The sequence below is a fragment of the Streptomyces sp. TLI_105 genome, assembly GCF_900105415.1.
Lineage (GTDB): Bacteria > Actinomycetota > Actinomycetes > Streptomycetales > Streptomycetaceae > Streptomyces.
In genome coordinates this window covers 1,697,882-1,723,387 of record NZ_FNSM01000001.1, presented here as the reverse complement: position 1 = coordinate 1,723,387, position 25,506 = coordinate 1,697,882, and the positions used below count along the sequence as shown (strand labels likewise).

The window sequence follows — 25,506 nt, the reverse complement described above, 5'->3', positions numbered from 1 at the left end:
TCCTGACGGTCCCTCACCCTGCGACCAGGGAAAGCGACGGGTCGCTGGGGGGGGGCGCCGATGACCGAGCCGTTGTCCGTACCGCCGTCCGAGCCGCTCTACGTACCCGCCCTGCCCGCCCGGCCGAGCGCGCTCGCCGCGTACGACCGGCTGGCTCCCGGCGTACGCGCGGGCGTGGCCCCGCTCTGGAGCGTCCCGCCCCGGACCGGCGGCGCCCGCACCCTGGGCCGTCGTCCGTACCGCCCGCTCGACCCGGACCCGTCCGCACTCGCCCGCCACCTGCGGACCGCCCTGCGCAGGCTGGTCGGTGTACAGCGCGGACTGCCGGCCTGGGTGGACGCCTTCCACGCGGAGGACGAACCCCGGCACCTCGTCACGGAGTTCCGGCAAGGCCTGGCCGGCACCCCGCTCCGGCCGGTCACGGGCTTCGAGCGGGACGTCCGGCAGCAGACGGCCAGCGCCGAGGCCGCCCGCGCGAGCGGAAACGGGCTGGGCGTCCGGGTGTTCCTGCACGCCCTCCCCGACGAGCCGCTCCGGGACGAGATCCGCGGGCTCCTCGCACGGATCGCGTTCGCCGGCTGCCCGGTGGACCTCCTGCTCGACCTGGGCGGCGTCGTCGACGAGCACCACCCGGCAGAGAAGTGGGCCCTGCGCGCCCTCGCTCTCCTCGGCCCCCTCCACCCGTGGCGGACGGTCGCCGTGCTCGCCGGTTCCTTCCCCCGCACGTTCCCCGAGGGCTACGGAGCCCCGCTCGCGGAGGCCCAGCGATTCGACTGGGACCTGTGGCACATGCTCGCCGACGGACCCGAACGGCCGGGCGTACGCGTCACGTACGGCGACTACGGGGCCGACCACACCGGAGGGGTCGACCGGCCGAGCGAGGCGGGCGGGGGTTCGCCCTGGGGCATCGTGCGCTACACCACCGACCGCACCTTCCTCCTGGGACGCGTGCCCACTCAGGGTTCCGGTCACGCGGACGCCGTCCGCGCGCTGGTCCGGGAGATCGTCCACGCGGAGGACTTCCGGGGAGCCGGGTTCAGCGAAGGCGAACGCCGGCTCGTCGGCTGCGCCGAAGGAAACGGAAGCAGGGGAGCGGGCACCCCCGCCGTCTGGCTGGGCACCGGCCACATCCAGCACATGGCCCAGGTCGTCCGCGGCCTGCGGCGACACTCCTGACCGGTGCTCCTTGCCCGCCGGAACCGGCTCCCCGGAATTACCCTGGGAAGCGTGGCCGAGACCGTTCTCACCAACACCGGGCTCGACGGCTTCCTCGACGGAGCGCCCGAGCATCGTGACCCCGCGTTCGCGCGGGCCGCCGAAGCGGTCCTGGGACTGCTCGCCCTGCGCGGCGCCGACCGGGCGACGGGGCTGCCCGAGCCGACGCCCGGCCTCGTGCGGCAGCTCCTGGTGGAGGACCTGCCGACCTTCGTGTACGCCCCGCCCGGACAGCTCGCCGCCTACCCGGCCGTCCTCGGGGCCCTCGCGGCACGGTTCGACGGAGGGCGGCGCGAGCGGATCGCCGAGGTCGTCGCCGAGTCCGCGCCCGACTTCGAACGCGCCATGAACGACCCCGGCAACCTCACCTGGCACCGCTGGTACGCCTCGCTCCTGCGGACCTGCGGCGCCGACCTCACCGACCCCGAGGACGTACGGCGCCGGCTCGCCGCCCTCGACGGGGCGCCGCTCCCCGACGGGGTGCGCCGCGCCCACCTCATGGGGCGGACCGCCCTCGCCGACGTCCTGCTCGCCGAGGCGCTCACGCGCGCGTACGTGCGGGACGCCGAAGCACCCCCGGCCGCCGGGCCGCTGCTCACCGACCACGCCGTCGCGACCGGCATCGGGCGGCTCGCCGCCGCGCTCCAGGACCGGTGGACCGCCGCCGGGCTCGCCGAACAGCTCGCCGGGCCGTACGCGCGGTTCGCGCCGGGGCCCGAGGCCTTCCCCCACCTCGTCCTCGCCGACGCCCTGCTGGACGAGCACCTCGACTACCACGGGGACCCCGCGGCCCCCGTGCCCCCGCCGCCCGCGATCGAGGCCGGGCCCGTCGAGGAGGACGCCGACGGTCTCATCGCCGCCGTCGAGGAGCTCGCGGAGGAGGAGTTCGAACCCTACGGGGGCGAGGCGCCGCACCTGCTGTACGTGGTCTACCAGCGTGGTTGTGCCGCCGAGTCCGTCGCCCGCAAGGCCGCCGAGTACGAGGACTGGACCGTGGACCCGGCCCTGGAGGACCTGCCGGTGCCGGTGCCGGACGCGGCGCCCGAGGAGTACACCGCCCCGCCCCTGCCGGAGCTCGTACGGCTCCTCGGCACGGTCGAGCTGACCGAGGCCGACCGGGCCCGGCTCGAAGGAGCGGCCCGCGACCTCGCCGCGGTCCTCGACCGCCTCGCCGCCACCGGCCTGGTCTTCCGCCGCGGCGACGCCTTCGGTCTCACCCCGCGCGGGGCGGGCGCCGTGCGCTATCTGCTCGCGGTGCGCGGGGTCACCGCGCCCGACGCCGCCGAGGCCGCCGCCTGGACCGCGCCGGAGGTGGTCGCCGCCGCCGGGGGCTGGCCGGCCTCCGTCGCCGCGCGCGTACTCGCCGACTGGCTCCACGCGCGCGTGGACACCGTGGACGCCTGGTCCGAGCTGCTCGCCGCCCTCGGCACCGTCCACGCCGGGACCTCCGACGCGGCCACCACCCGCGGCCTCTTCGCCGTACTGGACACGGCCGGGGCGCCGCCGGAGGCCCTGCGCCGCGCCCTCCGCGACCCGGTCATCGGCGCGTACGCCCTGGAAGCCCTGCGCGAGCGGGGCGAGCCGGCGGACCCGATCCAGGTGCGGGCCTCGGCCCGGGCCCTGCACGTCCTCGACGGGCTGCCGGCCAAGAAGGGCCCCCTGGAGTCCCGCCGCGCCGCCTTCGACAGGGCGGCGGCCGCCTGGCCCGGCGGTTCCGCCGCCCTGGTCCGCGCGATGGCCGCGGCGGACCGCCACGAGACCGAGCGGGTCCTCCGCCCGCTCGGCATCACGCTCCCGTGACCATGCCCGTGACGAGCGTCAGCCCGCCGTGAGGTACATCCCCGACGCCCCCGTCCCCGCCGTGTTCCGGCAGCTCTGGTTCCCCGTCGGGCGGGCGTTGATCAGGGCCAGGCAGCGGCCGAGGGCCTGCTGGCCGTAGGCGTTGGGGTGCATCGACTCCTGGACGAGGCCCTGCGTGCTCTGGCTGTCGATCCAGCGCGCCCACTCGCTCGTCGCCGCCGACGGAGGCACGGTCGACGTGACCTGCTTGCTCGCCTTCGCGCAGACCTCACGGCCCTGGAGCATGTCCCGCAGGTCCAGGAACTGCACGCCCTTGGCCGTGGCGACGCCCTTGAGACGGTTGGCGATCTGGGGGACCAGCGAGTCGCGGGCCCAGTCGGAGTCGGCGTCCCAGAACGGGCAGCCGCCGGTGTTGGTGCGGGCCCAGCCGCTCTCCGCGTACCGGTTCTCGGCGGCGCGGGGGATGGGGGAGGGGTACGACTGGAGGACGATCCGGTAGTCGGCGGCGGCGTAGCCGGCGGCCGACATGACCGCCCGGATCTCGTCGACGGACCGGCCGACGTCGGCCATCACGCCGTCGATCTTCGCGTCGACGGCGGCCTGCTGGTCGTCGTGGCAGTACGAGTACCAGACGATGTAGTCGGTCGCGCAGGTGCTGATGATGTCGCCGAAGCCGAGGTCGTTGCCGCCGATGGACAGGGCGATCAGCTTGACGTCGTTCGCGGCGGCCACGGCCGCCAGCTGATCGGCCTGGGGCGCCTCGCCCTTGAAGGCCTGGCCGCCCTGCGAGGCGCGGAAGACGTTGTCCGTGGTCGCCCCGGAGCAGGCGAGGTTGATCAGCGAGCTCGCGATCGGACCGGCGCTCCTCACCTCGGAGACGTCCGAGCGGTGGCAGCCGCCGGCGGTGGCGCCGTACACCTTGGACGGGTCGTAGGTGCTGCCCGTCCAGGCGCGGTCGGTGCCGTTGCGGCTGCCGGAGTTGGTGAGGCTGTTGCCGAGCCAGCGGCCGGCCTCGCCGGAGATGTAGCTGTCGCCCATGGCGACGACGGCGGTGGGGCCGGAGCCGGGGGAGGCGTGGGCGGCGGGGGCGGTGAGCGAGGCGAGCCCGGCGGCGGTACACAGTGCCAGGAGTGCGCGCAGCGCACGGTGGGGGGACGAAGGCATGGCTGTGCTCCTGCGGTACGCAGTGACGTGGGGGACAGCCGCCGGCCGGTGGCATGGCGGAATCTCGCACGGCGTGGCTTGTTACCGCTAGGTAGCTGCATATCTCGGTTCCGTCACGTCACCTGTGCCGCAACCGGGGACGGCACAGGGCCCCGTCCCCGGCGATGTGCGTCACCGGGGACGGAGCCCTGTTCAGGAGGTGTGCGGCCGCTGTGCGGTCGGCCGATGTTCCTGCGTCAGCCGACCAGCTGCTCGTACGCGGGAAGGGTGAGGAAGTCCGCGTAGTCCGCGTCGAGCGAGACGTGCAGGAGCAGGTCGTGCGCCTGCTGCCACTTGCCGGCCGCGAAGGCCTCCTCGCCGATCTCGGCGCGGATGGCGTCGAGCTCCTGCGCGGCGACCTTGCGGGCCAGCTCGGGGGTGGCCTTCTCGCCGTTCTCGAAGACCACGCCCGCGTTGATCCACTGCCAGATCTGGGAGCGGGAGATCTCGGCGGTGGCCGCGTCCTCCATCAGGTTGAAGATGGCGACGGCGCCGAGGCCGCGCAGCCACGCCTCGATGTAGCGCGTGCCGACCTGCACGGCGCTGACCAGCCCCTCGTAGGTGGGCTTGGCGTCGAGCGAGTCGATGGCGATGAGGTCGCCGGGCGCGACGGAGACGTCCTCGCGAAGGCGGTCCTTCTGGTGGGGCTTGTCGCCCAGGACCGCGTCGAAGGAGGCCATCGCGATCGGGACCAGGTCGGGGTGGGCGACCCAGGAGCCGTCGAAGCCGTCGCCGGCCTCGCGGTCCTTGTCGGCCTTGACCTTCTCGAAGGCGACCTTGTTGACCTCGGCGTCCTTGCGGGACGGGATGAACGCCGCCATGCCGCCGATCGCGTGCGCGCCGCGCTTGTGGCAGGTGCGCACCAGGAGTTCGGTGTACGCGCGCATGAACGGGGCGGTCATCGTGACCGCGTTGCGGTCCGGCAGGACGAACTTGGCTCCGCCGTCACGGAAGTTCTTGACGATGGAGAAGAGGTAGTCCCAGCGGCCCGCGTTCAGGCCGGCGGCGTGGTCGCGGAGCTCGTAGAGGATCTCCTCCATCTCGTACGCGGCCGTGATGGTCTCGATGAGGACCGTGGCGCGGACGGTGCCCCGCGGGATGCCGACGTAGTCCTGCGCGAAGACGAAGATGTCGTTCCAGAGGCGGGCCTCCAGGTGCGACTCCGTCTTCGGGAGGTAGAAGTACGGGCCCTTGCCGAGGTCGATCAGACGCTGGGCGTTGTGGAAGAAGTACAGGCCGAAGTCGACGAGCGCGCCGGGCACCGGGCGTCCGTCGAAGGTGAGGTGACGCTCCTCCAGGTGCCAGCCGCGCGGCCGCATGACGACGGTGGCGAGCTCGTCGGCGGGCTTCAGGGCGTACGACTTGCCCGAGCGCGGGTCCGTGAAGTCGATCTTCCGGGTGTACGCGTCGATCAGGTTGACCTGGCCGAGGACGACGTTCTCCCAGGTCGGCGCCGAGGCGTCCTCGAAGTCGGCGAGCCAGACCTTCGCGCCGGAGTTGAGCGCGTTGATCGTCATCTTGCGGTCGGTCGGGCCGGTGATCTCGACGCGGCGGTCGTTCAGGGCCGCCGGGGCCGGCGCGACCTTCCAGGAGTCGTCGGCGCGGATCGCGGCGGTCTCCGGAAGGAAGTCCAGGGTGGACGTACGGGCGATCTCGGCGCGGCGCTCCGCTCGGCGGGCGAGGAGCTCGTCCCGGCGCGGGGTGAACCGCCGGTGCAGTTCGGCGACGAAGGCCAGGGCGGCCTCGGTGAGCACCTCCTCCTGACGCGGGAGGGGCTCGGCATCGACGACGGCCAGGGGGGACGGCGCTGGTGCGGACATGAACTGTCACTTCCTTCAGCGGACTTCACGGGCGGTGCCAGGCGGCCGCCGGGCGTACGGGACGGCACGGAGTGCCGCAGGCGCCGAGATACGGCCGCGAGCGCCTTCTGGACGAGCAGGCGCTTCTGAACAGTGGATACTAGTTTCCTCATGGTGGAAGTTCAATGGTTTGTTGATGTCGAGATTCTCCGGATCGACAGAACATGGCGCTCGGTGCCAAGCCGTTCACTCCAGGTGGGACAGATCCGCCTCCGTGTCGATGTCGTAGGGCTCGGCCACATCCGAACAGTCCACCGGGGTGATCGCATCCCGGTGCGCCGCCAGATAGTCCCGCGCACCCCGGTCGCCCACCGCCGTCTCCGCGATCCCCGCCCAGTGCCCGGCCCCGAACAGCACCGGATGGCCCCGCTCCCCGTCGTACGAGGCGGCCGCCAGCGAATCCCGCGAGCCGTACGCCGCCCGCACCCGGGCCACGGCCTGCGCCCCGATCCCCGGCTGGTCGACGAGGAGGACGAGCGCCCCGTCCACACCGCGCGGGTCGGCGGCCAGCGAGGCGAGCCCGGCCCGCAGCGAGGAACCCATCCCCTCCGCCCACTCCGGGTTGTCCACCAGCACGCACCCGGGCAGCTCCGCCCGCTCCCGTACGACCTCGGCCGAGGCCCCCAGCACCACGTGCACCACCTCGCAGCCGGCCCCGCGCAGCACCCCCACGGCATGCTCGACCAGCGGTCGCCCCCGGTGCGTGAGCAAGGCCTTCGGCCGCCCTCCGAGACGCCTGCCGCCCCCCGCGGCGAGCAGCAGTCCGGCGACGACGGGGCTTCGATCCTCTGCAGCTGTCATGAGGACTGCATACCTCATGAGGCGGAATCACACGGTCGCCTGAATTCCGTCCACCAAGGGTGGCGCGCCGGGGTGGCGAAGGAGTTAACTGGCCCGCGACTCAGGGCGCCCGGCCGCCGACCGGGGGGTCGGCTCGGAGTGTTCGGAGTGGAGTTCTGCGCACAGTGTGGTGCGAGGGGGAGAACCGTGTTGCGAAGCGTGGGGCAGAGGCGAGTGACCGGCGAGGGCGTGGACCCCAGGGTGGCCGAACTGCGGGCCGCCGTGTCCCGGCTCCGGCGCGAACTGGCCGCACACCGGGTCGATTTCGCCGACCGGGAGATCGCCGAGGACGAACTCGCCGCCCTTGACGCCATGGCGCTCAGCGGCGACCCCGAGGTACGGCGGCTGCGCCGCTCGCTGCTGCTCGTCGCGGGCTCCGTCGGCTCCGTCAGCGCCCTCGCCGAGGGCCTCGCCGGGGTCCGGCACGCGGTGGAACTCTTCGGCCCGCCGCCGACCCCGAACGGCTAGCCGGGTCGACCGCGTACGGCTGGCCGGGTCGACCGCGTACGGCTGGCCGGGTCGACCGCGTACGGCTGGCCGGGTCGACCGCGTACGGATGACGTCGGATCGGCCGAGGGCCCGCCCGCCGGTCCGGAACGCCTACCGCCTGATCAGTCGTCGTGCCGTCGCCGCCGCCACCGCCGCCGTGCGCGAGTCCACGCCCAGCTTCGCGAAGACGTGCACCAGGTGGGACTTCACCGTCGCCTGGCTCAGGAACAGCGCCTTGCTGATCTGCTGGTTCGACAGGCCCTCGCCCACCAGCTGGAGCACCTCCAGCTCGCGCTTGGTCAGGGCCTCCGCCGGTGTCCGCATGCGGTCCATCAGCCGGTGCGCCACCGCCGGTGCGAGGGCCGACTGGCCGGCCGCCGCCGTCCGGACCGCCGCCGCCAGCTCCTCCGGCGGCGCGTCCTTCAGGAGGTAGCCGGAGGCGCCCGCCTCCACCGCCGCCAGGATGTCCGCGTCCGTGTCGTACGTCGTCAGGACCAGCACCTTCGGCCCGCCCGCCGCCGCCGTGATCGCCGCCGTCGCCTCCGAGCCGTGCATCCCGGCGCCGAACTGCAGGTCCATCAGGACCACGTCCACGCCCCCGGCGGCAGCCAGCTCCACCGCGCGCTCTGCCGTGGCCGCCTCCGCGACCACCGCGAAGTCCGGCTCGGTGTCGAGGACCGCGCGCAAGCCCGCCCGTACCACCGGGTGGTCGTCGGCGAGCAGGAGTCGGATGGTCATGCGGACGCTCCAGCGGGGAGGGGGAGGGAGACGGCGACGGCGGTGCCCTGGCCGGGCGCCGACTCGACGGTGAACGTGCCGCCCAGCGACTCCGCCCGCGAGCGCATCGCCGGAAGCCCGAAACCGCCGTCCGAGGAGGGGCGTACGGACGCGGGGTCGAAACCCCGGCCGTCGTCGACCACGTCCAGGGTCACCGACGCGTCCATGAACGACAAGGTGATCTCCGCCCGCGAGGCCGAGGCGTGCCGCACCGTGTTCGCGAGCGCCGACTGCGCGATCCGCAGCAGCGCCACCTCGTACGGGGTCGGCAGCTCGACCGGCGTGCCGCTCACCGAGAACCGGACCCGAGGGCCGCCCCCCGGCCCGTACGGGTGCGCACCGGACGGGCCCTCCGGGGGCGGCTCGTACGGGTTCGCACCGGCAGGCCCCTCCGGGGGCGGCCCGGCACCCGGCTCGCACAGCCGCTCCAGCGCCGCCGCGAGGGAGCCGTGCTCCAGGTCCGGCGGCGAGAGCGCCCGGACGAAGCGCCGCGCCTCCGCCAGGTTGTCCTGCGCCGCCTCACGGGCCCGGCCGATGTGGCCCGCGGCGGGGGAGTCCGGCGGGAGCACCCGCTCGGCCGCCCGCAGCAGCAGCTGGATCGAGGACAGGCCCTGCGCGAGCGTGTCGTGGATCTCCCGCGCGAGCCGCTCCCGCTCGGCGAGCGTCCCCGCGTGCCGCTCCGCCGCCGCCAGTTCCGCCCGCGTCTCGATCAGCTCCTCGATGAGCCGGCGCCGGCGCTCGCTCTCCCGGTACAGCGCCTGGTAGCCGAGGACCGTCGCCACCGCGACCGCCGCACCGAGCAGCGGCCCGATGAAGACCCCCGGATTGAGCGCGGCGCCGTGTCCCACGTACGAGAGGATCGCCGCGCCCGCCGTCAGCGCCACGGCCGGCAGCGACCAGCGCGTGGGCAGCAGGTGCAGCTGGAGGAAGTACAGGGGGAAGGCCAGCCAGAGCGCTTCCGGGGTGAGCCAGAGCAGCCCGAGCCAGGACGCTCCGAGGACCGCCAGCCACGCGGCGGCGGCGCGCTGCGAGCTCCGCACGGACGGCAGGTACGAGCCGGCCGCGTAGACCGCGCCCATGACCACCGCCATGACCGTCCCGGCGGCCGAGTCCGCCCGTACCGCCGCCAGGACGAGCAGCCCCGCCATGAGGAGGTGCAGACAGAGGCGCAGCGCGCGCAGGGCGGGGGTGAGAGAGCGGGGATCCATGATCCCTCCAGCGTAGGCATCGGGCGACGATCCGGACTCAACCGAAAGTTTGATTGCGGAGCCATCCGTGGCGCGATGCCCGTGGGGCGCCTCGCCGACCACTCTGGTCGGCATGTTCGTGGCATGGAGAGACCTGAGATTCGCCAAGGGGCGTTTCACCCTCATGGGCACCGTGATCGTGCTGATCACGCTGCTCGTGGGGTTGCTGTCCGGGCTGACCGCCGGACTCGCGCGAGAGAACGTCTCCGCGATCACCGGTCTGCCCGCCGACCGGCTGGCCTTCGCGGCGCCGCCGTCCGGGCAGTCGGTCTCCTTCACCAACTCGACGGTGACGGAGGAGCAGTGGCGCGGCTGGGCGGAGCGACCCGGGGTGACGAAGGCCGATCCGCTCGGCATCCGCACCCTCAACGCCGCCGCCGGGGACCGCACCGCCGCCGTCTCCGCCTTCGGTACGGAACCGGCCGCGGGACTCGCCCCCGGCGCCGTCGGCGCCGGGAAGGCGGTCCTGTCCGAGTCGGCGGCGGACGAGCTGGCCGTGCGCGCCGGTGACACCGTCCGCCTCGGCCCGCTGGAGGTCACCGTCGCCGCGGTCGCGGGCGACGCCTCGTACAGCCACACGCCCGTGGTGTGGACCTCCCTCGACGACTGGCAGGAGCTCGGCCACAGCGGGCCCGCCTCGCAGGAACAGGCCACCGTCATCGCGCTCGGCGGCGACGGCGTCGACTGGGCGGCCGGCGACAAGGCCGCCGGCACCGAGGCCCGCACCCTCGACGGGGCCCTCACCGCCATAGGGTCCTACCAGGCCGAGAACGGCTCGCTGCAGCTGATGCGCGGCTTCCTCTTCGCCATCTCCGCGCTCGTCATAGGAGCCTTCTTCACCGTCTGGACCATCCAGCGCAGCGGCGACGTCGCCGTCCTCAAGGCGCTCGGCGCCTCCACCCCGTACCTCCTCAAGGACGCCCTCGGGCAGGCCGTCCTCATGCTCACCGCCGGCACCCTGCTCGGCACCGCGCTCGCGGTCGGGATCGGCGCCCTCGTCAGCGGCGGGAACGTGCCCTTCGTCCTGGAACCGCTCACCGTCCTCGGGCCGGCCGCCGTGATCGTCGTCCTCGGTGTCCTCGGCGCCGCCCTGTCCATCCGGCGGATCACCGCCGTCGACCCCCTCACCGCCCTCGGGAGCGCCCGATGAGCCTCGTCCTCGACGCCGTCACCCTCACCTACCCCGACGGCGACGGCCGGCTCACCGCCCTCGACGCCGTCTCCCTCACCGTCCCCGCCGGCACGCTCACGGCCGTCGTCGGGCCCTCCGGCTCCGGCAAGTCCAGCCTCCTCGCGGTCGCCGCCACCCTGGTGACCCCGGACGAGGGCCGGGTCGTCGTCGCCGGGACGGACACGGGGGCGCTCACCCCCGCAGCCAAGGCGGAGCTGCGCCGCGAGCACATCGGGATCGTCTTCCAGCAGCCCAATCTGCTGCCCTCGCTGAGCGCGGCGGAGCAGCTGCAGGTGATGGCCCATCTGTCGGGACGCTCCCCGAAGGCGGTACGGGACCGGGCCCTGGGCCTCCTCGACGCGGTGGGCCTCGCGGACCAGGCCCACCGGCGGCCGCACCAGCTGTCGGGCGGTCAGCGGCAGCGCGTGAACATCGCGCGGGCGCTGATGAACGAGCCGTCCGTCCTCCTGGTCGACGAGCCGACGAGCGCCCTGGACCACGAGCGGGGGGCGGCGGTCATGGACCTCCTCGCCGCGCTGACGGCCGAGCGCGGGACGGCGACGGTCCTGGTCACCCACGACCGCACGCACCTGGCCCGCACGGACCACACGGTGACGGTCCAGGACGGCCGCCTGACGGAGTCGGTACGGGCCTGAGGCGGGCGCCGGTCATCCGGTTCGGCGGGTCTGAGGCGGGCCGGTCATCCGGCTCGGCGGGCCTGAGGCGGGCCGGTCATCCGGTTCGGCGGGCCCGGGAGCGGGCCCGCCACCCGAGGGCGACCGCGACCAGGCCCACCAGCACGGCGACGTACGCGCCGCCGAGACCGTTGCCGGTGCCGAGGCCTCCGTCGGCGGTGACCGCGACCGCCGTCCCGACGACCACGGCGATCGGCCCGGCCGCGAGAGCCGTGGCGGAACCGTTCCGGCGGGCCCAGGTGCGGAGGCGGCCCCGACCCGTCGTGCGGGCCAGGGCGAGGCCGCCGTTGACCGCTCCGAGGAGGCCGACCAGCGCGGCCACGGAGGCTCCGACGCGGCCGACGCTCAGGGTGTAGACGCTCGCGGCGACCGGCTGGACGGCGGCTTCGGCGGCCGCCGGCACGGCGAGCGCGAGACCGCCGATCAGGACGGCTCCGGTCATGGCGAGCACGGTGCGGACCGACATGGGGTGCTCCTTCTCCTCGGGGGAACGGGACCACCCGAGCATGGCCACCGGACCGGCCGCCCGTCGTCCGGCGGACGTGGTCACTTCGCGCTGCCGCGGACGCGGCAGGAACCGGCCGGACTACCGCGTCCGCGGTAGTCACGGCCTCCTCCGCGAGCGGGATCCGCCCCAACCCCCACGCGGCTAGGGTGCGCGCATGATCAGAGGACGGTTCGGTGTCCCGGACGGTGTCGTCGACGGGGTGATCGCCGTCGGCGTGGCGGCGGCACTGCTGCTCACCGGGGCTTCCGGGGAGCACTCGGCCGACGGCCCCGGCCTGCTCGGCCATGCGCTCCTCGCCGCCGGTGGACTGGCCCTCGTCGCGCGCCGCCGCGCTCCCGTGGCCGTCCTGGTCGTGACCGGGCTGTGCGCGGCCGGTTCTCAGGCGGCCGGTTTCGACGTGCCGGCCGTCGCGTACCTGTTCGCGGTGTACGCGGCCGTACGGGCGGGGCACCGCGCCGTCACGGTCGCCGTGAGCGTGGTCGTGCTCGCCGCCCTGCCGGTGGCGGCGCTGGTCTCGGGCCTGCACGACACGGGCGAGGCGTTCGCGCGGGCCCGCGGCGCCCTGGAGCTGGCCTGGCTGGTCGCCGCCGGCGCCGCGGGGGAGGCGCTGAGGCAGGCCGAGCGGCGGGCGGACGAGGCCGAGCGCACCCGGGAGGAGACCGCGCGGCGCCGCGCCGACGAGGAGCGGCTGCGCATCGCGCGCGAGCTGCACGACTCGCTCACCCACCAGATCTCGATCATCAAGGTGCAGTCCGAGGTCGCGGTCCACGTGGCCCGCCGGCGCGGCGAGCAGGTGCCGGAGGCGCTGCTCGCGATCCAGGAGGCCGGGCGGGAGGCGACCCGGGAACTGCGGGCGACCCTGGAGGCGCTGCGCGACGACGACACGGCCCCGCCGCGCGGCCTCGACGACGTTCCGGGCCTGGTGGCGCGGGCCCGGCTGACCGGTCTGGACGCCACGCTGACGATCGAGGGCGAGCGGCACGACGTGCCGGTCGCGGTGGACAGGACCGTCTACCGGATCGTCCAGGAGTCGCTCACCAACATCGCCCGTCACGCGGACGCGGCCACGGCCTCGGTACGGATCGACTGCCGTCCCGACGCCCTGACCGTACGGGTCGACGACGACGGGAAGGCGGCGCCGGACTCCGTGCCGGCACCCGGCACGGGGCTGCTCGGGATGCGCGAACGGGTCACCGCCCTCGGCGGCGGCCTGAGCGCGCGGCCGCGCACGGAGGGCGGCTTCACCGTCCGGGCCCGGCTCCCCCTGGAGCGGACCTCGTGATCCGCGTCCTGCTGGTCGACGACCAGCCGCTCATCCGCAGCGGTTTCCGCGCGCTCCTCGACCTGGAGGACGACATCGAGGTGGTGGGGGAGGCCGGCGACGGGCGGGAGGGCCTGGCGCTGGCCGGGCAGTGCCTGCCCGACATCGCTCTTGTCGACATCCGGATGCCGGTCGTGGACGGCGTGGAGATGACCCGGCGGGTCGCCGCCGATCCGGCTCTGGCCGGGGTGCACGTGGTCATCCTGACCAACTACGGCCTGGACGAGTACGTCTTCGAGGCGCTGCGCGCCGGCGCCGCCGGGTTCCTGGTCAAGGACATCCTGCCGGAGGACTTCCTGCACGCCGTACGGGTCGCGGCGCGCGGTGACGCCCTCCTCGCCCCGTCGATCACGCGCAGGCTCATCGACCGGTACGTCTCCGAGCCCTACGAGACGGGCGCCGGAGCCGGTCTCGAGGAGCTGACCAACCGTGAACGCGAGGCCGTCGCCCTGGTCGCGCGGGGCCTGTCCAACGACGAGATCGCCGACCGCATGGTGATCACGCCGATGACCGCGAAGACCCACGTCAACCGGGCCATGGCGAAGATCGGGGCCCGCGATCGGGCCCAACTCGTCGTGCTGGCCTACGAATCGGGCCTGGTGTCACCGCGTGCGCCGGGGCTCTGACGGCCCGGCGTCACCGTCCGCCCCGAGCCCGGACGTACGCCGTCAGCCGAACCGGACGACCAGGCGGACGTTCTCGTCGCCGTGGACGGCGGCCCGTTCCCGCATCGCCGTCCGGGCATCCTCGATGGTCGAACAGGGGCCGTTCCACCTGGAGGGCCCCGCCGTAGCCGAAGAGGGCCTCCCGGGCGTGCCGGTCGCGCCGGAGCGCGGACTCCGGCGGGTCGAGGGAGGACTCCCAGCGGCCGCCGGGCCCGCGCACCTCGATCACGCCGTCGATGCCGGACCCCACGAGGGGCTCAGCCCTGGCCGTTGCCCGAGGTGTTCGCCAGGGCCGCCGACAGTTCGCGGGCCACTTCCTGGAGGATCGGGACGATCTTCTCGGTGGCCGCCTCGGTGACCCGGCCGGCCGGGCCCGAGATGGAGATGGCCGCCGCGGTGGGGGAGTCGGGGACGGAGACCGCGAGGCAGCGGACTCCTATCTCCTGCTCGTTGTCGTCGACCGCGTAGCCCGTCTCGCGGACCGCCACGAGCGCGTCGAGGAAGCCGTCCGGCGTGGTGATGGTCTTCTCGGTGGCGGCCGGCATGCCGGTGCGGGCGAGCAGCGCCCGTACCTCCTCCGCCGGCGTGTGCGCCAGGAGCGCCTTGCCGACGCCGGTCGAGTGCGGCAGGACCCGGCGGCCGACCTCGGTGAACATGCGCATGGAGTGCTTGGACGGCACCTGCGCGACGTACACGATCTCGTCTCCGTCGAGCAGCGCCATGTTCGCGGTCTCGCCGGTCTCCTCGACGAGCCGCGCCAGGTAGGGGCGGGCCCAGGTGCCGAGGAGGCGGGAGGCGGACTCGCCGAGCCGGATGAGCCGGGGGCCGAGGGCGTAGCGGCGGTTGGGCTGCTGGCGCACGTAGCCGCAGGCGACGAGGGTGCGCATCAGGCGGTGGATGGTGGGGAGCGGAAGTCCGCTGCTGGCGGAGAGCTCGCTCAGCCCTACCTCGCCCCCGGCGTCGGCCATCCGCTCCAGGAGGTCGAAGGCGCGCTCAAGGGACTGGACGCCCCCGCTCGCGGCGGGCTTGGCGGCGTCGGTGGTGCTGGCGCTGGACGTCGGCACGTCAACGGTCCTTTCGGGGCAGGCGGGCAAGGCAGCAGCCTACCGGGCCGCCGACCGGGGCACACGGCCCCGGTACTGGCGTCAGCGCCGGTCAGGGGGTGTTTGTCCGGTGTAGGTGACGGCCCGGAGCGGTCCGGGTCCGGCTCGCATGTGTAGAGCTACCTTCTACTGTACGAAATTTCCATTCCACTTTGTGGAAACCTCTAAGGCGGGTCCCTCGGCGGCCGATGCTGGAAGTGTGCCCTTGACGACCCCTCGCTCGGAAGTGAAGACTCCTTTTCAACAGTTCGTTGAAATTCCCGTTGAAGTGCTTCAAGAAGGGGTACGGGTGGACGTCAACCTGGTCCTGCGCTCGACACGCGTCATCACCCCCGAGGGGACGCGCCCGGCGTCGATCGCCGTCTCCGGAGGGACGATCGCGGCCGTGCTGCCGTACGACGCCGAGGTGCCCGCCGGTGCCCGGCTCGAGGACGTCGGCGACGACGTCGTCCTCCCCGGACTCGTCGACACCCACGTCCACGTGAACGACCCGGGCCGCACCGAGTGGGAGGGCTTCTGGACCGCCACCCGCGCGGCCGCCGTCGGCGGCATCACCACCCTGCTCGACATGCCGCTCAACTCGCTGCCCCCGACCACCACCGTGGAGAACCTGCGCGTCAAGCAGGAGGTCGCCCGCAGCAAGGCCCACATCGACGTCGGCTTCTGGGGCGGCGCCCTGCCCGACAACGTCAAGGACCTGCGCCCCCTCCACGACGCCGGCGTCTTCGGCTTCAAGTGCTTCCTCTCGCCCTCCGGCGTCGAGGAGTTCCCGGAGCTCGACCAGGAGCAGCTGGCCAACTCGCTCGCCGAGATCTCCGGCTTCGACGGCCTGATGATCGTGCACGCCGAGGACCCGCACCACCTCGCCGCCGCGCCCCAGCGGTCGGGCGGCGCGTACGCCGACTTCCTCGCCTCCCGCCCCCGGGACGCCGAGAACACGGCCATCGAGAACCTGATCAACCAGGCCCGCCGGCTCAACGCCCGCGTCCACGTCCTGCACCTCTCCTCCTCGGACGCGCTGCCGGCCATCGCCGCCGCCAAGGCCGAGGGCGTGAAGATCACCGTCGAGTCCTGCCCGCACTTCCTCACGCTCACCGCCGAGGAGATCCCGGACGGCGCCACCGAGTTCAAGTGCTGCCCGCCCATCCGCGAGGCCTCGAACCAGGACGCCCTGTGGCAGGGGCTCGCGGACGGCACGATCGACTGCATCGTCTCCGACCACTCCCCGTCCACCGCCGACCTGAAGACCCCGGACTTCGCCTCCGCCTGGGGCGGCATCTCCTCCCTCCAGCTCGGCCTGCCGGCCATCTGGACCGAGGCCCGCCGCCGCGGCCACACCCTGGAGGACGTCGTCCGCTGGATGTCCGAGGGCCCGGCCCGGCTCGCCGGACTCACCCGCAAGGGCGCCATCGAGGCCGGCCGCGACGCCGACTTCGCCGTCCTCGCCCCCGACGCCACCTTCACCGTCGACCCGGCCGAGCTCCAGCACCGCAACCGGATCACCGCCTACGCGGGCAAGACCCTCAGCGGCGTCGTCACCTCCACCTGGCTGCGTGGAGAGCGGATCGCCGACCACGGCACCCTCGCCGAGCCCTCCGGCCGCCTCCTCGAAAGGAACAACTGACGTGTCGTCCATACCCAGCTTCACCGGTGACGCGAGCCCCTACGGCGGCGGCGACCCGTACGCCGACTACCGGACGGCCGACTTCCCCTTCACCCAGTACGCGGACCTCGCGGACCGGCGCCTGGGCGCGGGCGTCATCGCGGCCAACGACGAGTTCTTCGCCGAGCGCGAGAACCTGCTCAAGCCCGAGGCCGCCGAGTTCGACCCCGAGCACTTCGGCCACAAGGGCAAGATCATGGACGGCTGGGAGACCCGCCGCCGCCGCGGTGTCTCGGCCCAGCAGCCGCACCCCACCGAGGACGACCACGACTGGGCCCTCGTACGCCTCGGCGCGCCCGGCGTCGTCCGCGGCATCGTCGTCGACACCGCCCACTTCCGCGGCAACTACCCGCAGGCCGTCTCCGTCGAGGCCACCTCCGTGGCCGGCTCGCCCTCGCCCGAGGAGCTCCTCGCCGACGACGTGAAGTGGACGACGCTGGTCCCGCGCACCGCCGTCGGCGGCCACGCCGCCAACGGCTTCGCCGTCGACGTCGAGCAGCGCTTCACGCACCTGCGCGTCAACCAGCACCCCGACGGCGGCATCGCCCGCCTCCGCGTCTACGGCGAGGTCGCCCCGGACCCGGCCTGGCTCGGTGTCCTCGGCACCTTCGACCTCGCGGCCCTGGAGAACGGCGGCCAGGTCGAGGACGCCTCGGACCGCTTCTACTCCCCGGCCACCAACACCATCCAGCCGGGCCGCTCCCGCAAGATGGACGACGGCTGGGAGACCCGCCGCCGCCGCGACAAGGGCAACGACTGGATCCGCTACGGCCTGGTCGCCGAGTCCGAGATCCGCGCCGTCGAGATCGACACCGCCTACCTCAAGGGCAACAGCGCGGGCTGGGCCGCCCTCTCCGTCGCGGCCGAGGGATCGGAGGAGTGGACCGAGATCCTGCCCCGGACCCGCCTCCAGCCCGACACCAACCACCGGTTCGTGCTCGACACCCCGGCCGTCGGCTCCCGCGTCCGGATCGACATCTACCCGGACGGCGGCATCTCCCGCCTCCGTCTCTTCGGCTCCCTCACGGAGGCCGGTACGGCGCGGCTGACCGCCCGCCACCAGGAGCTCGGCGGCTGACCGACTCCTCCACCGACTGGGCGGGCACGACACCCCGCCCGGCCCGCGAGGGCGCACCGACCCGACAGCACCGGTGCGCCCTCGCGTAACCGTTCCCTCCTGGGGATCGTCAGACGCGCCTAGGCCGCGTGCCCGCCGTCCACCGAGAACTCGGCGCCCGTCACGTACCGCCCGCCCGGCCCCGCCAGGAAGGCGACCATCGCCGCCACCTCGTCCGGGGTGCCGAAGCGGCCGAGCGCCGTCATGGCCGCCTGCCCCTCCGCGTACGGCCCGTCCGCCGGGTTCATGTCGGTGTCGACGGGGCCGGGGTGGACGATGTTCGCCGTGATGCCGCGCCCGCCCAGCTCCCGGGCGAGCGCCTTCGTCAGGCCGATCAACGCGGCCTTGCTCATCGTGTAGAGGCTCCCGCCGGGGCCCGGCACCCGCTGGGTCATGCAGGTGCCGATCGTGACGATCCGGCCGCCCTCGGGCAGTCGCGCGGCCGCCGCCTGCGAGGCGAGGAAGGCCGCCCGGACGTTCACCGCCAGGACCCGGTCCACGTCCGCGAGGGAGAGCGACTCCAGCGGGCCGAGGACCCCGGCGCCGACGTTGTTCACCAGGACGTCGAGACGGCCGAGGGCATCCGCCGCCCACTCCACCGCGCCCGCCGCGTCCCCGGCGTCGGCCGCGTCGGCCCGCAGGGGCAGCGCCTTGCGGCCGGCCGCCTCGATCCGCGCGGCGACCTCCTTGGCCCGCGCCTCGTCCTGGACGTAGGTGAAGGCCACGTCGGCGCCCTCCTGGGCCAGCCGCACCGTCGTCGCCGCGCCGATCCCCCGGCTGCCGCCCGTCACCAGGACCGCCGTGCCGTTCATCGTGGACATCCCGAAACCTCCGTGAGAAGAACCAACTGGTTGCGGGTTCAATGAAAGTCGGCGGGGCGCCCGGACGCTGGCGGGAATCGGACGCCGAGCCGACCGGCGACCGGGCGCCCGAACCGACCGGCGAGACACCGCCCCGAGTACCGATGACTTCTGTCGTGCGGTGGAGCCGGAAGGGGTGGGACACGATGGTCCGGAGTACAGAAAGGGCGCCCGCCATGGCCACCCTCAGCCTCCCCCGGTTCCTCACCCTCGACGGCGTCATCCAGGCCCCCGGAGGCCCCGAGGAGGACCCCGGCGACGGCTTCCAGCACGGCGGCTGGTCCGTGCCGTTCGGCGACGAGGACTTCGGACGGCGCATCACCGAGCTCTTCGCCCGCCCCACCGCCTTCCGCCTCACCGACGCGCGCACCACCGCCGCGGGCGTCGCCCTCCACACGTACGAACTGGCCGGCCGCCCCACGTACGGGAGTCACTGACCAGAGCCGCCGAGTCGGGCCGAAGGAAAGGTGTAGCCGCCACGGGCCTGTCCGGGTACGGTGATCGCTCCGAGTGCGAGCCGTCGAAGTCTCCACCCCGTCAGAAGAGTGGGAGAACCGGCTCGCGATGTCCTCGATCGCCGCACCCGTGTCCCTCGGCGCCCCGCGTCGTGCCTGGCTCACCGACCTGCCCGTCCTGCTCGTCGCCCTCGTCTGGGGCGCCAGTTATCTCGCGGCCAAGGGCATCACCACCGGCCACACCGTCATCGCGGTCCTCGTGCTGCGGTTCGCCGTGGTGCTGCCCGTCCTCGTCGCCGCCGGGTGGAGCAGGCTCCGGGCCCTGAGCGCGGCCCAGTGGCGCGGCGCCGCGACCCTCGGGCTGATCCTCAGCGGGATCTTCCTCCTGGAGACGTACGGCGTCGTCCACACCTCCGCCACCAACGCGGGCCTGATCATCAGCCTCACCATGATCTTCACCCCCCTCGCCGAGGCCGCCGTCACCCGGGCCCTCCCACCCCGCGCCTTCCTCGCCGCCGCCGCGCTCTCCGTCACCGGTGTCGTCCTGCTGACCCAGGGCGGAGGCTTCACCGCCCCCTCCCTCGGCGATCTGCTCATGCTGCTCGCCGCCCTCGCCCGCACCGTCCACGTCCTGGCCATGTCCCGGATCAAGGCGGTCCGGTCGGCCGACTCGCTCTCCCTCACCACCGTCCAGCTCGGCTCCGCCGTCGCCGTGTTCGCCGTCATCGCCGCCCTCCCCGGCACCGGCGCCTCGCCCTGGGCCGTCGCCCTCGACTTCGGCCCGCGCGAGTGGGCCGGGCTCCTCTTCCTCTCCGTCTTCTGCACGCTCTTCGCCTTCTTCGTGCAGATGTGGGCCGTCCGCCGCACCTCGCCCTCCCGGGTCAGCCTCCTGCTCGGCACGGAGCCGCTCTGGGCCGCCGCCGCGGGCATCGCCCTCGCCGGCGACCGTCCCGGCGCCCTCGGCCTCGCGGGTGCCGTACTGGTCCTCGCGGGGACGAGCTGGGGCCGCCGCACGGCCGACAAGGACGCCGGGTAGGTTCTTCGACCATGCGTTCACTCGTGTACGACAATGCGTTCCGCGCCCGTGCCCGACGCACCCGGGCATGGGGTCTCGGACTCCTCGCCGTGGCCGTGCTCCTGTGGATCTGGCTCGCGGTGCTCCTCTTCACGCCCTACGAGACCGGTGAGCGCGGCCGCGAGTGCACCTCCCGGTTCACCAGCGAGAACCTCCACAACAGCGACAGCCGCTGCGTCAACGAGCGCGACTGGCCCGAACTCCTCGCCGTTCTCGGCGCGTCCGTGCCCGTGGCCGTCATCGGCGGCGTCATCTACACCAGCGGCTCCGTGTCCCACCGCATGGCCGAGCACCTCGCCGAGGTCACCCGCCTCAACGCGGCGAGCACCTGACCCCGCGGGGGCTCAGGCCTCGGCTCTTCGGCTCCCCGCGATCGCGAGGACCAGCCCGAGGACCGCGATCACGATGTTCGCGAACAGCTCCCGGCCCTGCAGGAACCACACGTTCTCCGTGAGGAACCGGGTCAGACCCAGGAACCTGAACCAGCCGTCGGTCAGCTCACGGATCACTCCGGCGATGCCGGACACCAGCAGCAAGGCCCCGAAACCCTCAAGAAATCCCTTCATGATCCGATCATGGAGGGGAGGGCCGACCGGCCGCGTCCGCCGTTCGTCCATCGAGGTCGATACCAAAGTATCGACCTCGCCGACTCCGGTAGCCCGACGGCCCGTACGACCGCCGGCACGCGCCCGGCCTGCGTACATTTGCGGACATGACTCGTACGGACCGGCAGCGTTGGCTGCTCCCCTCCCACCTGGTCGAACCGGGCGGGAGCGGGGCGGCCCGGCCCCGCCGTACCGCCCGCGACTGGGCCGTGGACACCGCCCTGTTCCTCCTCGCCGCGTTCGTCGGCCTGCTCGCCGCCGACGCCAGCGCGCAGTACACCAGCGAGACCGTCACCCTCCTCGACCAACTGGCCGGTGCCGCCGCCTGCTGCGCCCTCTGGCTGCGCCGACGGTGGCCCGTCGGGCTCGCCGTCGCCCTCTCCCTGGCGAACCTCGTGGCCCCGGTCGCCGCCGGGGCCCTCCTCGCGAGCCTGTTCAGCGTCGCCGTGCGCCGCCCGTTCCGCGAGATCGCCTGGATCGGCGCGCTCGCCGTCGCCACCTCCGCCGCCCAGGTCTTCGTCCGCCCCGACCCCACCACCAACGCCGGTCTCTCCGTCGCCCTCGGCTTCATCCTCATCCTCCTCGTCACCGCCTGGGGCATGCTCGTCCGCTCCCGGCGCCAGCTCGTCGAAGCACTCAGGGAGCGGGCCCGCCGCGCCGAGGCAGAGGCCGAACTGCGCGCCGCCCAGGCCCAGCGGCTCGCCCGCGAGGCCATCGCCCGCGAGATGCACGACGTGCTCGCCCACCGGCTCACCCTGCTGAGCGTGCACGCCGGAGCCCTGGAGTTCCGGCCGGACGCCCCGCCCGAGCAGATCGCCCGCGCCGCCGGAGTCATCCGCGACAGCGCCCACGAAGCCCTCCAGGACCTCCGCGAGATCATCGGCGTCCTGCGCGCCCCCGGCGAGAACGGCGACGGCGACCGGCCCCAGCCCACCCTCGCCACCCTCGACGCACTGGTCGACGAGTCCCGCGAGGCCGGTACGGAGGTCGTCCTCGACACCACCGTCGACGACCCGGCCGTGGTGCCCGCCGCCACCGGCCGCACCGTCTACCGCATCGCGCAGGAGGCCCTCACCAACGCCCGCAAGCACGCCCCCGGCACCACCGTCACCGTCACCGTGCGCGGCCGGCCCGGCGAAGGCCTCACCGTCGACATCCACAACCCGGCCCCCGCGGGCCCGGTGCCCCACGTCCCCGGCTCCGGCCAGGGCCTCATCGGCCTCACCGAACGCGCCGCCCTCGCCGGCGGCCGGCTGGAGCACGGCCCGGCCCCCGACGGCGGTTTCGCCCTGCACGCCTGGCTACCGTGGCCGGCATGAGCTTCCGGTCGATCCCGCCGTGCGCGCGGCTACCGTGGCCCCCATGACCATCCGGCTGATCATCGTCGACGACGACCCCCTGGTCCGCGCGGGCCTCGCCCTCATGCTCGGCGGCGCCGACGACCTCGAGATCGTCGGCGAGGGCGCCGACGGCCGGGACGTCCCCGAACTCGTCGCCCGGCACGCCCCGGACGTCGTCCTCATGGACATCCGCATGCCCCACGTGGACGGCCTCACCGCCACCGAGCGGCTCCGCGTCGGCCCCGGGGCCCCCGAGGTCGTCGTCCTCACCACCTTCCACGCCGACGAGCAGGTGCTGCGCGCCCTGCGGGCCGGTGCCGCCGGTTTCGTCCTCAAGGACACCCCGCCCGCGGAGATCGTCGCCGCCGTCCGCCGGGTCGCCGCGGGCGACCCCGTCCTCTCGCCGGCCGTCACCCGCCAGTTGATGACCCACGTCGCCGGGCAGCCGGATCCCGCGGAGCCTCCTGAGAGGACCCGCCGTACCGTCGCCGCCGAACGGCTCGCCGAACTGGCCGAGCGGGAACGGGAGGTGGCGTTGGCCGTCGGCCGAGGCCGGTCCAACGCCGAGATCGCCGCCGCCCTCTACATGAGCGTGCCGACCGTGAAGACGCACGTCTCGCGGATCCTGGCCAAACTCGGCCTCAACAACCGTGTCCAGATCGCGCTCCTGGTGCACGATGCCGGGCTGTCGGAGGGCGAGGACGAGGTCTAGGGTCGGACGATGTCCGTCATCGATCTGGGGGAGTACGGCGCGGATTTCACCGCGAACCCTTATCCGTACTACGAGAAACTGCGCGAGGCCGGTCCGGTCCACCAGGTGCGCACACCCGACGGGGCCACGGTCTGGCTGGTCGTCGGTCACGAGGAGGCGCGGGCCGCGCTCAACGACCCGAGACTGTCCAAGTCGCCGTCCGTGCTCGGGACGACCATGCTCGACGAGGAGCTCATCGGCCCCAACCTGCTGATCCTCGACCCGCCCGACCACACGCGGATACGCCGGCTGATCGCCGGGGAGTTCACCGGTCGGCGCGTCGAGTCGCTGCGCCCCCGTGTCCAGCGGCTCACCGACGAGCTCCTCGACGCCATGGAGCCGGCCGGGCGCGCCGATCTCGTCGACGCCCTCGCGTTCCCGCTGCCCATCACCGTCATCTGCGAACTCCTCGGCGTACCGGCCGCCGACCGCGACTCCTTCCGCCGCTGGTCGAACGAGATCGTCGCGCCCAGCGGCGCGGAACCCGAGCGGGAGGCGATCGAGAGCCTCGCCGCCTACCTCGGCGAACTCGTCGAGGACAAGCGGGCCGCCGGACCCACCGACGATCTGCTGTCCGCGCTGATCGCCGCCCGCGCCGAGGACGGCGACCGGCTCTCCCTGCCCGAACTGCGCGGACTCGCCTACCTCCTGTTGCTCGCGGGCCACGAGACCACCGTGAACCTCATCGCCAACGCGGTACGGGCGCTGCTCACCCACCCCGAGCAGCTCTCCGCGCTCAGGGCCGACCCGGGCCTGCTGGACGGCCTGATCGAGGAGACGCTGCGCTGGGAGGGGCCGGTGGAGACGGCCACGTACCGGTTCAGCCGGGAGGCCGTCGGTTTCGGGGAGACGGTGATCCCCGCGTACGAACCGGTCCTCGTCTCGCTCGCCTCCAGCGGCCGCGACCCCGAGCGCTTCCCCGACCCGGACCGCTTCGACATCACCCGCGACACGCGCGGCCATCTCGCCTTCGGGCACGGCGTCCACTACTGCCTGGGCGCCCCGCTCGCCCGCCTGGAGGCGCAGGTCGCGCTCCGGACGGTCCTCGACCGTTTCCCGGGGCTGGAACTCGACACGGATCCCGGCGCGTTGGACTGGCTGCCCGGCATGCTCATGCGCGGCACCCGTCATCTCCCCGTTCGGTGGTGAACCCTTGAGCGACCAGACCCCCGCCCTCGACCTCGACCTCGCCCGGAAGGTCCTCGACGCGCAGCCGTTCAGCCGGCTCGTCGGCGCCCGCCTCACCGAATTCGGCGCGGGCCGAGCGGTCCTGGAGCTGGACCGTCGCGACGAGCTGAGACAGCAGAACGGCTTCCTGCACGGCGGGGTGCTCTCGTACGCGGCGGACAACGCGATCACTTTCGCCGCGGGCGCCGAGCTCGGCGCGGCCGTGCTGACGGCCGGGTTCTCCATCCAGTACGTCCGGCCCGCGACGGGCGGCGTGCTGCGTGCCCGGGCGGAGGTGGTCCACGCCGGGCGGCGGCAGGCGGTGGTGCGCTGCGACCTGTCGACCGTCGACGAGCAGGGCGCCGAGACGCTGTGCGCGGTGGCCCAGGGCACGGTGCTGTCAGCCGGCTGATCCGGCCCCGTCGCCCCCGGCCGGCTCACCCACCCCGGCGAGCCGGACCGGCCCCCGCTCCCGTCGCGAGCGCTCGCACGCCTCGGCGATCCGGAGCGCCGCCAGGGCCTCCCGGCCGTCGCAGGGGTTGGGCGCCTCGCCGCGCACCAGCCGTACGAAGGCGTCCAGCTCCGCCTCGTACGCGGGGGCGAACCGCTCCAGGAAGCCGGGCCAGGGCTTGCCCGGGGCGGGCGGGCCCTGCGGCTCCACCGAGGCGAGCGGGGTCCGGTCGTCCAGGCCCACCACGATCTGGTCCCGCTCGCCCGCCAGCTCCATGCGGACGTCGTACCCGGCGCCGTTGCACCGGGTCGCGGTCGCCGTCACCAGCATGCCGTCGTCCAGGGTGAGCACGGCCGCGGCCGTGTCGACGTCGCCGGCCTCCCGGAACATCGCCGGACCGGTGTCCGAGCCCGTCGCGTACACCTCGACGACCTCCCGCCCGGTCACCCAGCGGACGATGTCGAAGTCGTGCACGAGACAGTCGCGGAAGAGGCCGCCGGAGAGCGGCAGGTACGCGGCGGGCGGCGGCTCCGGGTCGGAGGTGACCGCCCGCACGGTGTGCAGCCGGCCGAGCCGCCCCGACCGCACGGCCTCGCGCGCCGCCCGGTACCCCGCGTCGAAGCGGCGCATGAATCCCAGCTGGAGCACCGTGCCCGCCTCCGCCACCGCGTCGAGCGCCCTCAGCGTCCTCGGCACGTCCAGGGCGATCGGCTTCTCGCAGAAGGCCGGCAGGCCCGCCCGGGCGGCGCGGGCGATCAGCTCCGCGTGCGCGGCCGTCGCCGAGGCGATCACCACGGCGTCCAGGGCCTGCCCGAGCAGCGCGTCCACGTCCGGCGCCGCCTCCGCGCCGAGCGCCCCCGCCACCCCGGCCGCCCGGCCGGCGTCCGCGTCCGCCAGGACCAGCGATTCGACCTCCGGATGCCGGGCCAGCACCCCCGCGTGGAAACTCCCGATCCGTCCCGTACCGATCAGTCCGATGCGCATGGCCCCACCGTGGAGGCGGGCGGCCCGACTGTCAAGGATTTGTCAGGACAACCGGACGTCACGACTTCCCGTCATCAGCTTCCGGTCCTCAGCGGCCCCGGGCTACGCTCGCCCCGTGCCCAAGCAGTCCGGCTCCCCCCTGCCC

General features: G+C 73.9%; 25 protein-coding genes and 1 pseudogene. 16 read left to right on the top strand and 10 right to left on the bottom strand.

The features are described 5' to 3' along the window. Window positions 1-60: 60 nt before the first annotated feature. Window positions 61-1,176: a beta family protein gene (locus BLW86_RS07940; protein WP_093873364.1), complete on the top strand. Its 1,116-nt coding sequence runs from the start codon at window positions 61-63 to the stop codon at window positions 1,174-1,176. A gap of 51 nt (window positions 1,177-1,227) precedes the next feature. Continuing rightward, window positions 1,228-3,015, top strand: coding sequence for a hypothetical protein (locus BLW86_RS07935; RefSeq protein ID WP_093873363.1), 1,788 nt, complete (start codon window positions 1,228-1,230; stop codon window positions 3,013-3,015). 18 nt (window positions 3,016-3,033) lie between these two features. Here the strand turns inward: BLW86_RS07935 and BLW86_RS07930 are convergent, their stop codons facing one another. The 3 genes from BLW86_RS07930 to BLW86_RS07920 form a co-directional block, all read right to left on the bottom strand. Next, window positions 3,034-4,179 (bottom strand): GDSL-type esterase/lipase family protein, encoded by a 1,146-nt coding sequence (locus tag BLW86_RS07930; protein WP_093873362.1) that lies wholly within the window; start codon window positions 4,177-4,179, stop codon window positions 3,034-3,036. A gap of 236 nt (window positions 4,180-4,415) precedes the next feature. Further along, a complete protein-coding gene (gene aceB, locus BLW86_RS07925; protein ID WP_093873361.1) occupies window positions 4,416-6,038 on the bottom strand; it encodes a malate synthase A in 1,623 nt (540 codons plus the stop codon). A gap of 225 nt (window positions 6,039-6,263) precedes the next feature. Further along, complete coding sequence (locus BLW86_RS07920) at window positions 6,264-6,878, bottom strand: nucleotidyltransferase family protein (RefSeq protein WP_093878559.1); 615 nt, start codon at window positions 6,876-6,878, stop codon at window positions 6,264-6,266. Window positions 6,879-7,064: 186 nt separating this feature from the next. Here BLW86_RS07920 and BLW86_RS07915 point away from each other — a divergent pair, with 186 nt between their 5' ends. After that, window positions 7,065-7,385: a DUF5955 family protein gene (locus BLW86_RS07915; RefSeq protein WP_093873360.1), complete on the top strand. Its 321-nt coding sequence runs from the start codon at window positions 7,065-7,067 to the stop codon at window positions 7,383-7,385. 132 nt (window positions 7,386-7,517) lie between these two features. Here BLW86_RS07915 and BLW86_RS07910 read toward each other — a convergent pair whose 3' ends face one another. Next, the gene (locus tag BLW86_RS07910) at window positions 7,518-8,144 is read right to left on the bottom strand and encodes a response regulator (RefSeq protein ID WP_093873359.1); all 627 of its coding nucleotides are present in this window, start codon (window positions 8,142-8,144) and stop codon (window positions 7,518-7,520) included. After that, a complete protein-coding gene (locus tag BLW86_RS07905; RefSeq protein WP_093873358.1) occupies window positions 8,141-9,391 on the bottom strand; it encodes a sensor histidine kinase in 1,251 nt (416 codons plus the stop codon). Before BLW86_RS07905 ends, BLW86_RS07910 begins: the two co-directional genes overlap by 4 nt. A gap of 112 nt (window positions 9,392-9,503) precedes the next feature. Here BLW86_RS07905 and BLW86_RS07900 point away from each other — a divergent pair, with 112 nt between their 5' ends. Together BLW86_RS07900 and BLW86_RS07895 are read left to right on the top strand one after the other, a co-directional pair. Next, complete coding sequence (locus BLW86_RS07900) at window positions 9,504-10,580, top strand: ABC transporter permease (protein ID WP_177181598.1); 1,077 nt, start codon at window positions 9,504-9,506, stop codon at window positions 10,578-10,580. After that, window positions 10,577-11,257, top strand: coding sequence for an ABC transporter ATP-binding protein (locus BLW86_RS07895; protein ID WP_093873356.1), 681 nt, complete (start codon window positions 10,577-10,579; stop codon window positions 11,255-11,257). Before BLW86_RS07900 ends, BLW86_RS07895 begins: the two co-directional genes overlap by 4 nt. Window positions 11,258-11,333: 76 nt before the next feature. Here the strand turns inward: BLW86_RS07895 and BLW86_RS07890 are convergent, their stop codons facing one another. Beyond that, on the bottom strand, window positions 11,334-11,762 hold the full coding sequence (locus BLW86_RS07890) for a DUF6223 family protein (RefSeq protein ID WP_093873355.1): 429 nt from the start codon (window positions 11,760-11,762) through the stop codon (window positions 11,334-11,336). A gap of 196 nt (window positions 11,763-11,958) precedes the next feature. On the opposite strand from BLW86_RS07890, the gene BLW86_RS07885 reads away from it, so the two are divergent. After that, a complete protein-coding gene (locus BLW86_RS07885) occupies window positions 11,959-13,086 on the top strand; it encodes a sensor histidine kinase (protein ID WP_093873354.1) in 1,128 nt (375 codons plus the stop codon). Continuing rightward, window positions 13,083-13,751, top strand: coding sequence for a response regulator (locus BLW86_RS07880; protein ID WP_093873353.1), 669 nt, complete (start codon window positions 13,083-13,085; stop codon window positions 13,749-13,751). Before BLW86_RS07885 ends, BLW86_RS07880 begins: the two co-directional genes overlap by 4 nt. A 296-nt stretch (window positions 13,752-14,047) precedes the next feature. Here the strand turns inward: BLW86_RS07880 and BLW86_RS07870 are convergent, their stop codons facing one another. Further along, window positions 14,048-14,854 (bottom strand): IclR family transcriptional regulator, encoded by an 807-nt coding sequence (locus tag BLW86_RS07870; protein ID WP_093873352.1) that lies wholly within the window; start codon window positions 14,852-14,854, stop codon window positions 14,048-14,050. A gap of 328 nt (window positions 14,855-15,182) precedes the next feature. Between BLW86_RS07870 and allB the strand changes: the two genes are divergently transcribed. Together allB and alc are read left to right on the top strand one after the other, a co-directional pair. After that, window positions 15,183-16,517 carry an allantoinase AllB gene (allB, locus tag BLW86_RS07865; protein ID WP_093873351.1) on the top strand — a complete coding sequence of 445 codons (1,335 nt, stop codon included), beginning with the start codon at window positions 15,183-15,185 and terminating at the stop codon, window positions 16,515-16,517. 1 nt (window position 16,518) lies between these two features. Then, entirely contained in the window at window positions 16,519-17,634 is a 1,116-nt protein-coding gene (alc, locus tag BLW86_RS07860; protein WP_093873350.1) for an allantoicase, read from the top strand. Window positions 17,635-17,753: 119 nt separating this feature from the next. Here the strand turns inward: alc and BLW86_RS07855 are convergent, their stop codons facing one another. Beyond that, window positions 17,754-18,494, bottom strand: a complete 741-nt coding sequence (locus BLW86_RS07855; RefSeq protein ID WP_093873349.1) for an SDR family NAD(P)-dependent oxidoreductase — start codon at window positions 18,492-18,494, stop codon at window positions 17,754-17,756. 215 nt (window positions 18,495-18,709) lie between these two features. Between BLW86_RS07855 and BLW86_RS43045 the strand changes: the two are divergent. The 3 genes and pseudogenes from BLW86_RS43045 to BLW86_RS07840 form a co-directional block, all read left to right on the top strand. Beyond that, window positions 18,710-18,889, top strand: a pseudogene (locus BLW86_RS43045) (dihydrofolate reductase); the annotation flags it as partial. A 208-nt stretch (window positions 18,890-19,097) separates the two neighbouring features. Then, window positions 19,098-20,024, top strand: coding sequence for a DMT family transporter (locus BLW86_RS07845; protein WP_093873347.1), 927 nt, complete (start codon window positions 19,098-19,100; stop codon window positions 20,022-20,024). Between the two features lie 11 nt (window positions 20,025-20,035). Further along, window positions 20,036-20,395 carry a hypothetical protein gene (locus BLW86_RS07840; RefSeq protein ID WP_093873346.1) on the top strand — a complete coding sequence of 120 codons (360 nt, stop codon included), beginning with the start codon at window positions 20,036-20,038 and terminating at the stop codon, window positions 20,393-20,395. A 12-nt stretch (window positions 20,396-20,407) separates the two neighbouring features. Here the strand turns inward: BLW86_RS07840 and BLW86_RS07835 are convergent, their stop codons facing one another. Further along, window positions 20,408-20,629, bottom strand: a complete 222-nt coding sequence (locus BLW86_RS07835; RefSeq protein ID WP_093873345.1) for a hypothetical protein — start codon at window positions 20,627-20,629, stop codon at window positions 20,408-20,410. 146 nt (window positions 20,630-20,775) lie between these two features. On the opposite strand from BLW86_RS07835, the gene BLW86_RS07830 reads away from it, so the two are divergent. Genes BLW86_RS07830 through BLW86_RS07815 form a run of 4 tightly spaced genes read left to right on the top strand, consistent with a single transcriptional unit; the run spans window position 20,776 to window position 24,338 of the window. Further along, window positions 20,776-21,987: a sensor histidine kinase gene (locus tag BLW86_RS07830; RefSeq protein WP_093873344.1), complete on the top strand. Its 1,212-nt coding sequence runs from the start codon at window positions 20,776-20,778 to the stop codon at window positions 21,985-21,987. Window positions 21,988-22,030: 43 nt separating this feature from the next. Then, entirely contained in the window at window positions 22,031-22,720 is a 690-nt protein-coding gene (locus tag BLW86_RS07825) for a response regulator (protein WP_093878558.1), read from the top strand. A gap of 9 nt (window positions 22,721-22,729) precedes the next feature. Beyond that, window positions 22,730-23,908: a cytochrome P450 family protein gene (locus tag BLW86_RS07820; protein WP_093873343.1), complete on the top strand. Its 1,179-nt coding sequence runs from the start codon at window positions 22,730-22,732 to the stop codon at window positions 23,906-23,908. A 4-nt stretch (window positions 23,909-23,912) separates the two neighbouring features. After that, window positions 23,913-24,338 carry a PaaI family thioesterase gene (locus BLW86_RS07815; RefSeq protein ID WP_093873342.1) on the top strand — a complete coding sequence of 142 codons (426 nt, stop codon included), beginning with the start codon at window positions 23,913-23,915 and terminating at the stop codon, window positions 24,336-24,338. Here BLW86_RS07815 and BLW86_RS07810 read toward each other — a convergent pair. Beyond that, window positions 24,327-25,361 (bottom strand): Gfo/Idh/MocA family protein, encoded by a 1,035-nt coding sequence (locus tag BLW86_RS07810; RefSeq protein ID WP_093873341.1) that lies wholly within the window; start codon window positions 25,359-25,361, stop codon window positions 24,327-24,329. The genes BLW86_RS07815 and BLW86_RS07810 overlap by 12 nt on opposite strands. Window positions 25,362-25,506 lie beyond the last annotated feature (145 nt).

Coding starts and splice junctions, on each gene's coding strand:
- BLW86_RS07820 (WP_093873343.1), top strand. CDS start 22,730: ATGTCCGTCATCGATCTGGGGGAGTACGGCGCGGATTTCACCGCGAAC.
- BLW86_RS07940 (WP_093873364.1), top strand. CDS start 61: ATGACCGAGCCGTTGTCCGTACCGCCGTCCGAGCCGCTCTACGTACCC.
- BLW86_RS07835 (WP_093873345.1), bottom strand. CDS start 20,629: ATGAAGGGATTTCTTGAGGGTTTCGGGGCCTTGCTGCTGGTGTCCGGC.
- BLW86_RS07825 (WP_093878558.1), top strand. CDS start 22,031: ATGACCATCCGGCTGATCATCGTCGACGACGACCCCCTGGTCCGCGCG.
- BLW86_RS07840 (WP_093873346.1), top strand. CDS start 20,036: ATGCGTTCACTCGTGTACGACAATGCGTTCCGCGCCCGTGCCCGACGC.
- BLW86_RS07845 (WP_093873347.1), top strand. CDS start 19,098: ATGTCCTCGATCGCCGCACCCGTGTCCCTCGGCGCCCCGCGTCGTGCC.
- BLW86_RS07885 (WP_093873354.1), top strand. CDS start 11,959: ATGATCAGAGGACGGTTCGGTGTCCCGGACGGTGTCGTCGACGGGGTG.
- BLW86_RS07895 (WP_093873356.1), top strand. CDS start 10,577: ATGAGCCTCGTCCTCGACGCCGTCACCCTCACCTACCCCGACGGCGAC.
- BLW86_RS07830 (WP_093873344.1), top strand. CDS start 20,776: ATGACTCGTACGGACCGGCAGCGTTGGCTGCTCCCCTCCCACCTGGTC.
- BLW86_RS07920 (WP_093878559.1), bottom strand. CDS start 6,878: ATGACAGCTGCAGAGGATCGAAGCCCCGTCGTCGCCGGACTGCTGCTC.
- BLW86_RS07855 (WP_093873349.1), bottom strand. CDS start 18,494: ATGTCCACGATGAACGGCACGGCGGTCCTGGTGACGGGCGGCAGCCGG.
- BLW86_RS07930 (WP_093873362.1), bottom strand. CDS start 4,179: ATGCCTTCGTCCCCCCACCGTGCGCTGCGCGCACTCCTGGCACTGTGT.
- BLW86_RS07900 (WP_177181598.1), top strand. CDS start 9,504: ATGTTCGTGGCATGGAGAGACCTGAGATTCGCCAAGGGGCGTTTCACC.
- BLW86_RS07810 (WP_093873341.1), bottom strand. CDS start 25,361: ATGCGCATCGGACTGATCGGTACGGGACGGATCGGGAGTTTCCACGCG.
- aceB (WP_093873361.1), bottom strand. CDS start 6,038: ATGTCCGCACCAGCGCCGTCCCCCCTGGCCGTCGTCGATGCCGAGCCC.
- BLW86_RS07890 (WP_093873355.1), bottom strand. CDS start 11,762: ATGTCGGTCCGCACCGTGCTCGCCATGACCGGAGCCGTCCTGATCGGC.
- BLW86_RS07905 (WP_093873358.1), bottom strand. CDS start 9,391: ATGGATCCCCGCTCTCTCACCCCCGCCCTGCGCGCGCTGCGCCTCTGT.
- BLW86_RS07910 (WP_093873359.1), bottom strand. CDS start 8,144: ATGACCATCCGACTCCTGCTCGCCGACGACCACCCGGTGGTACGGGCG.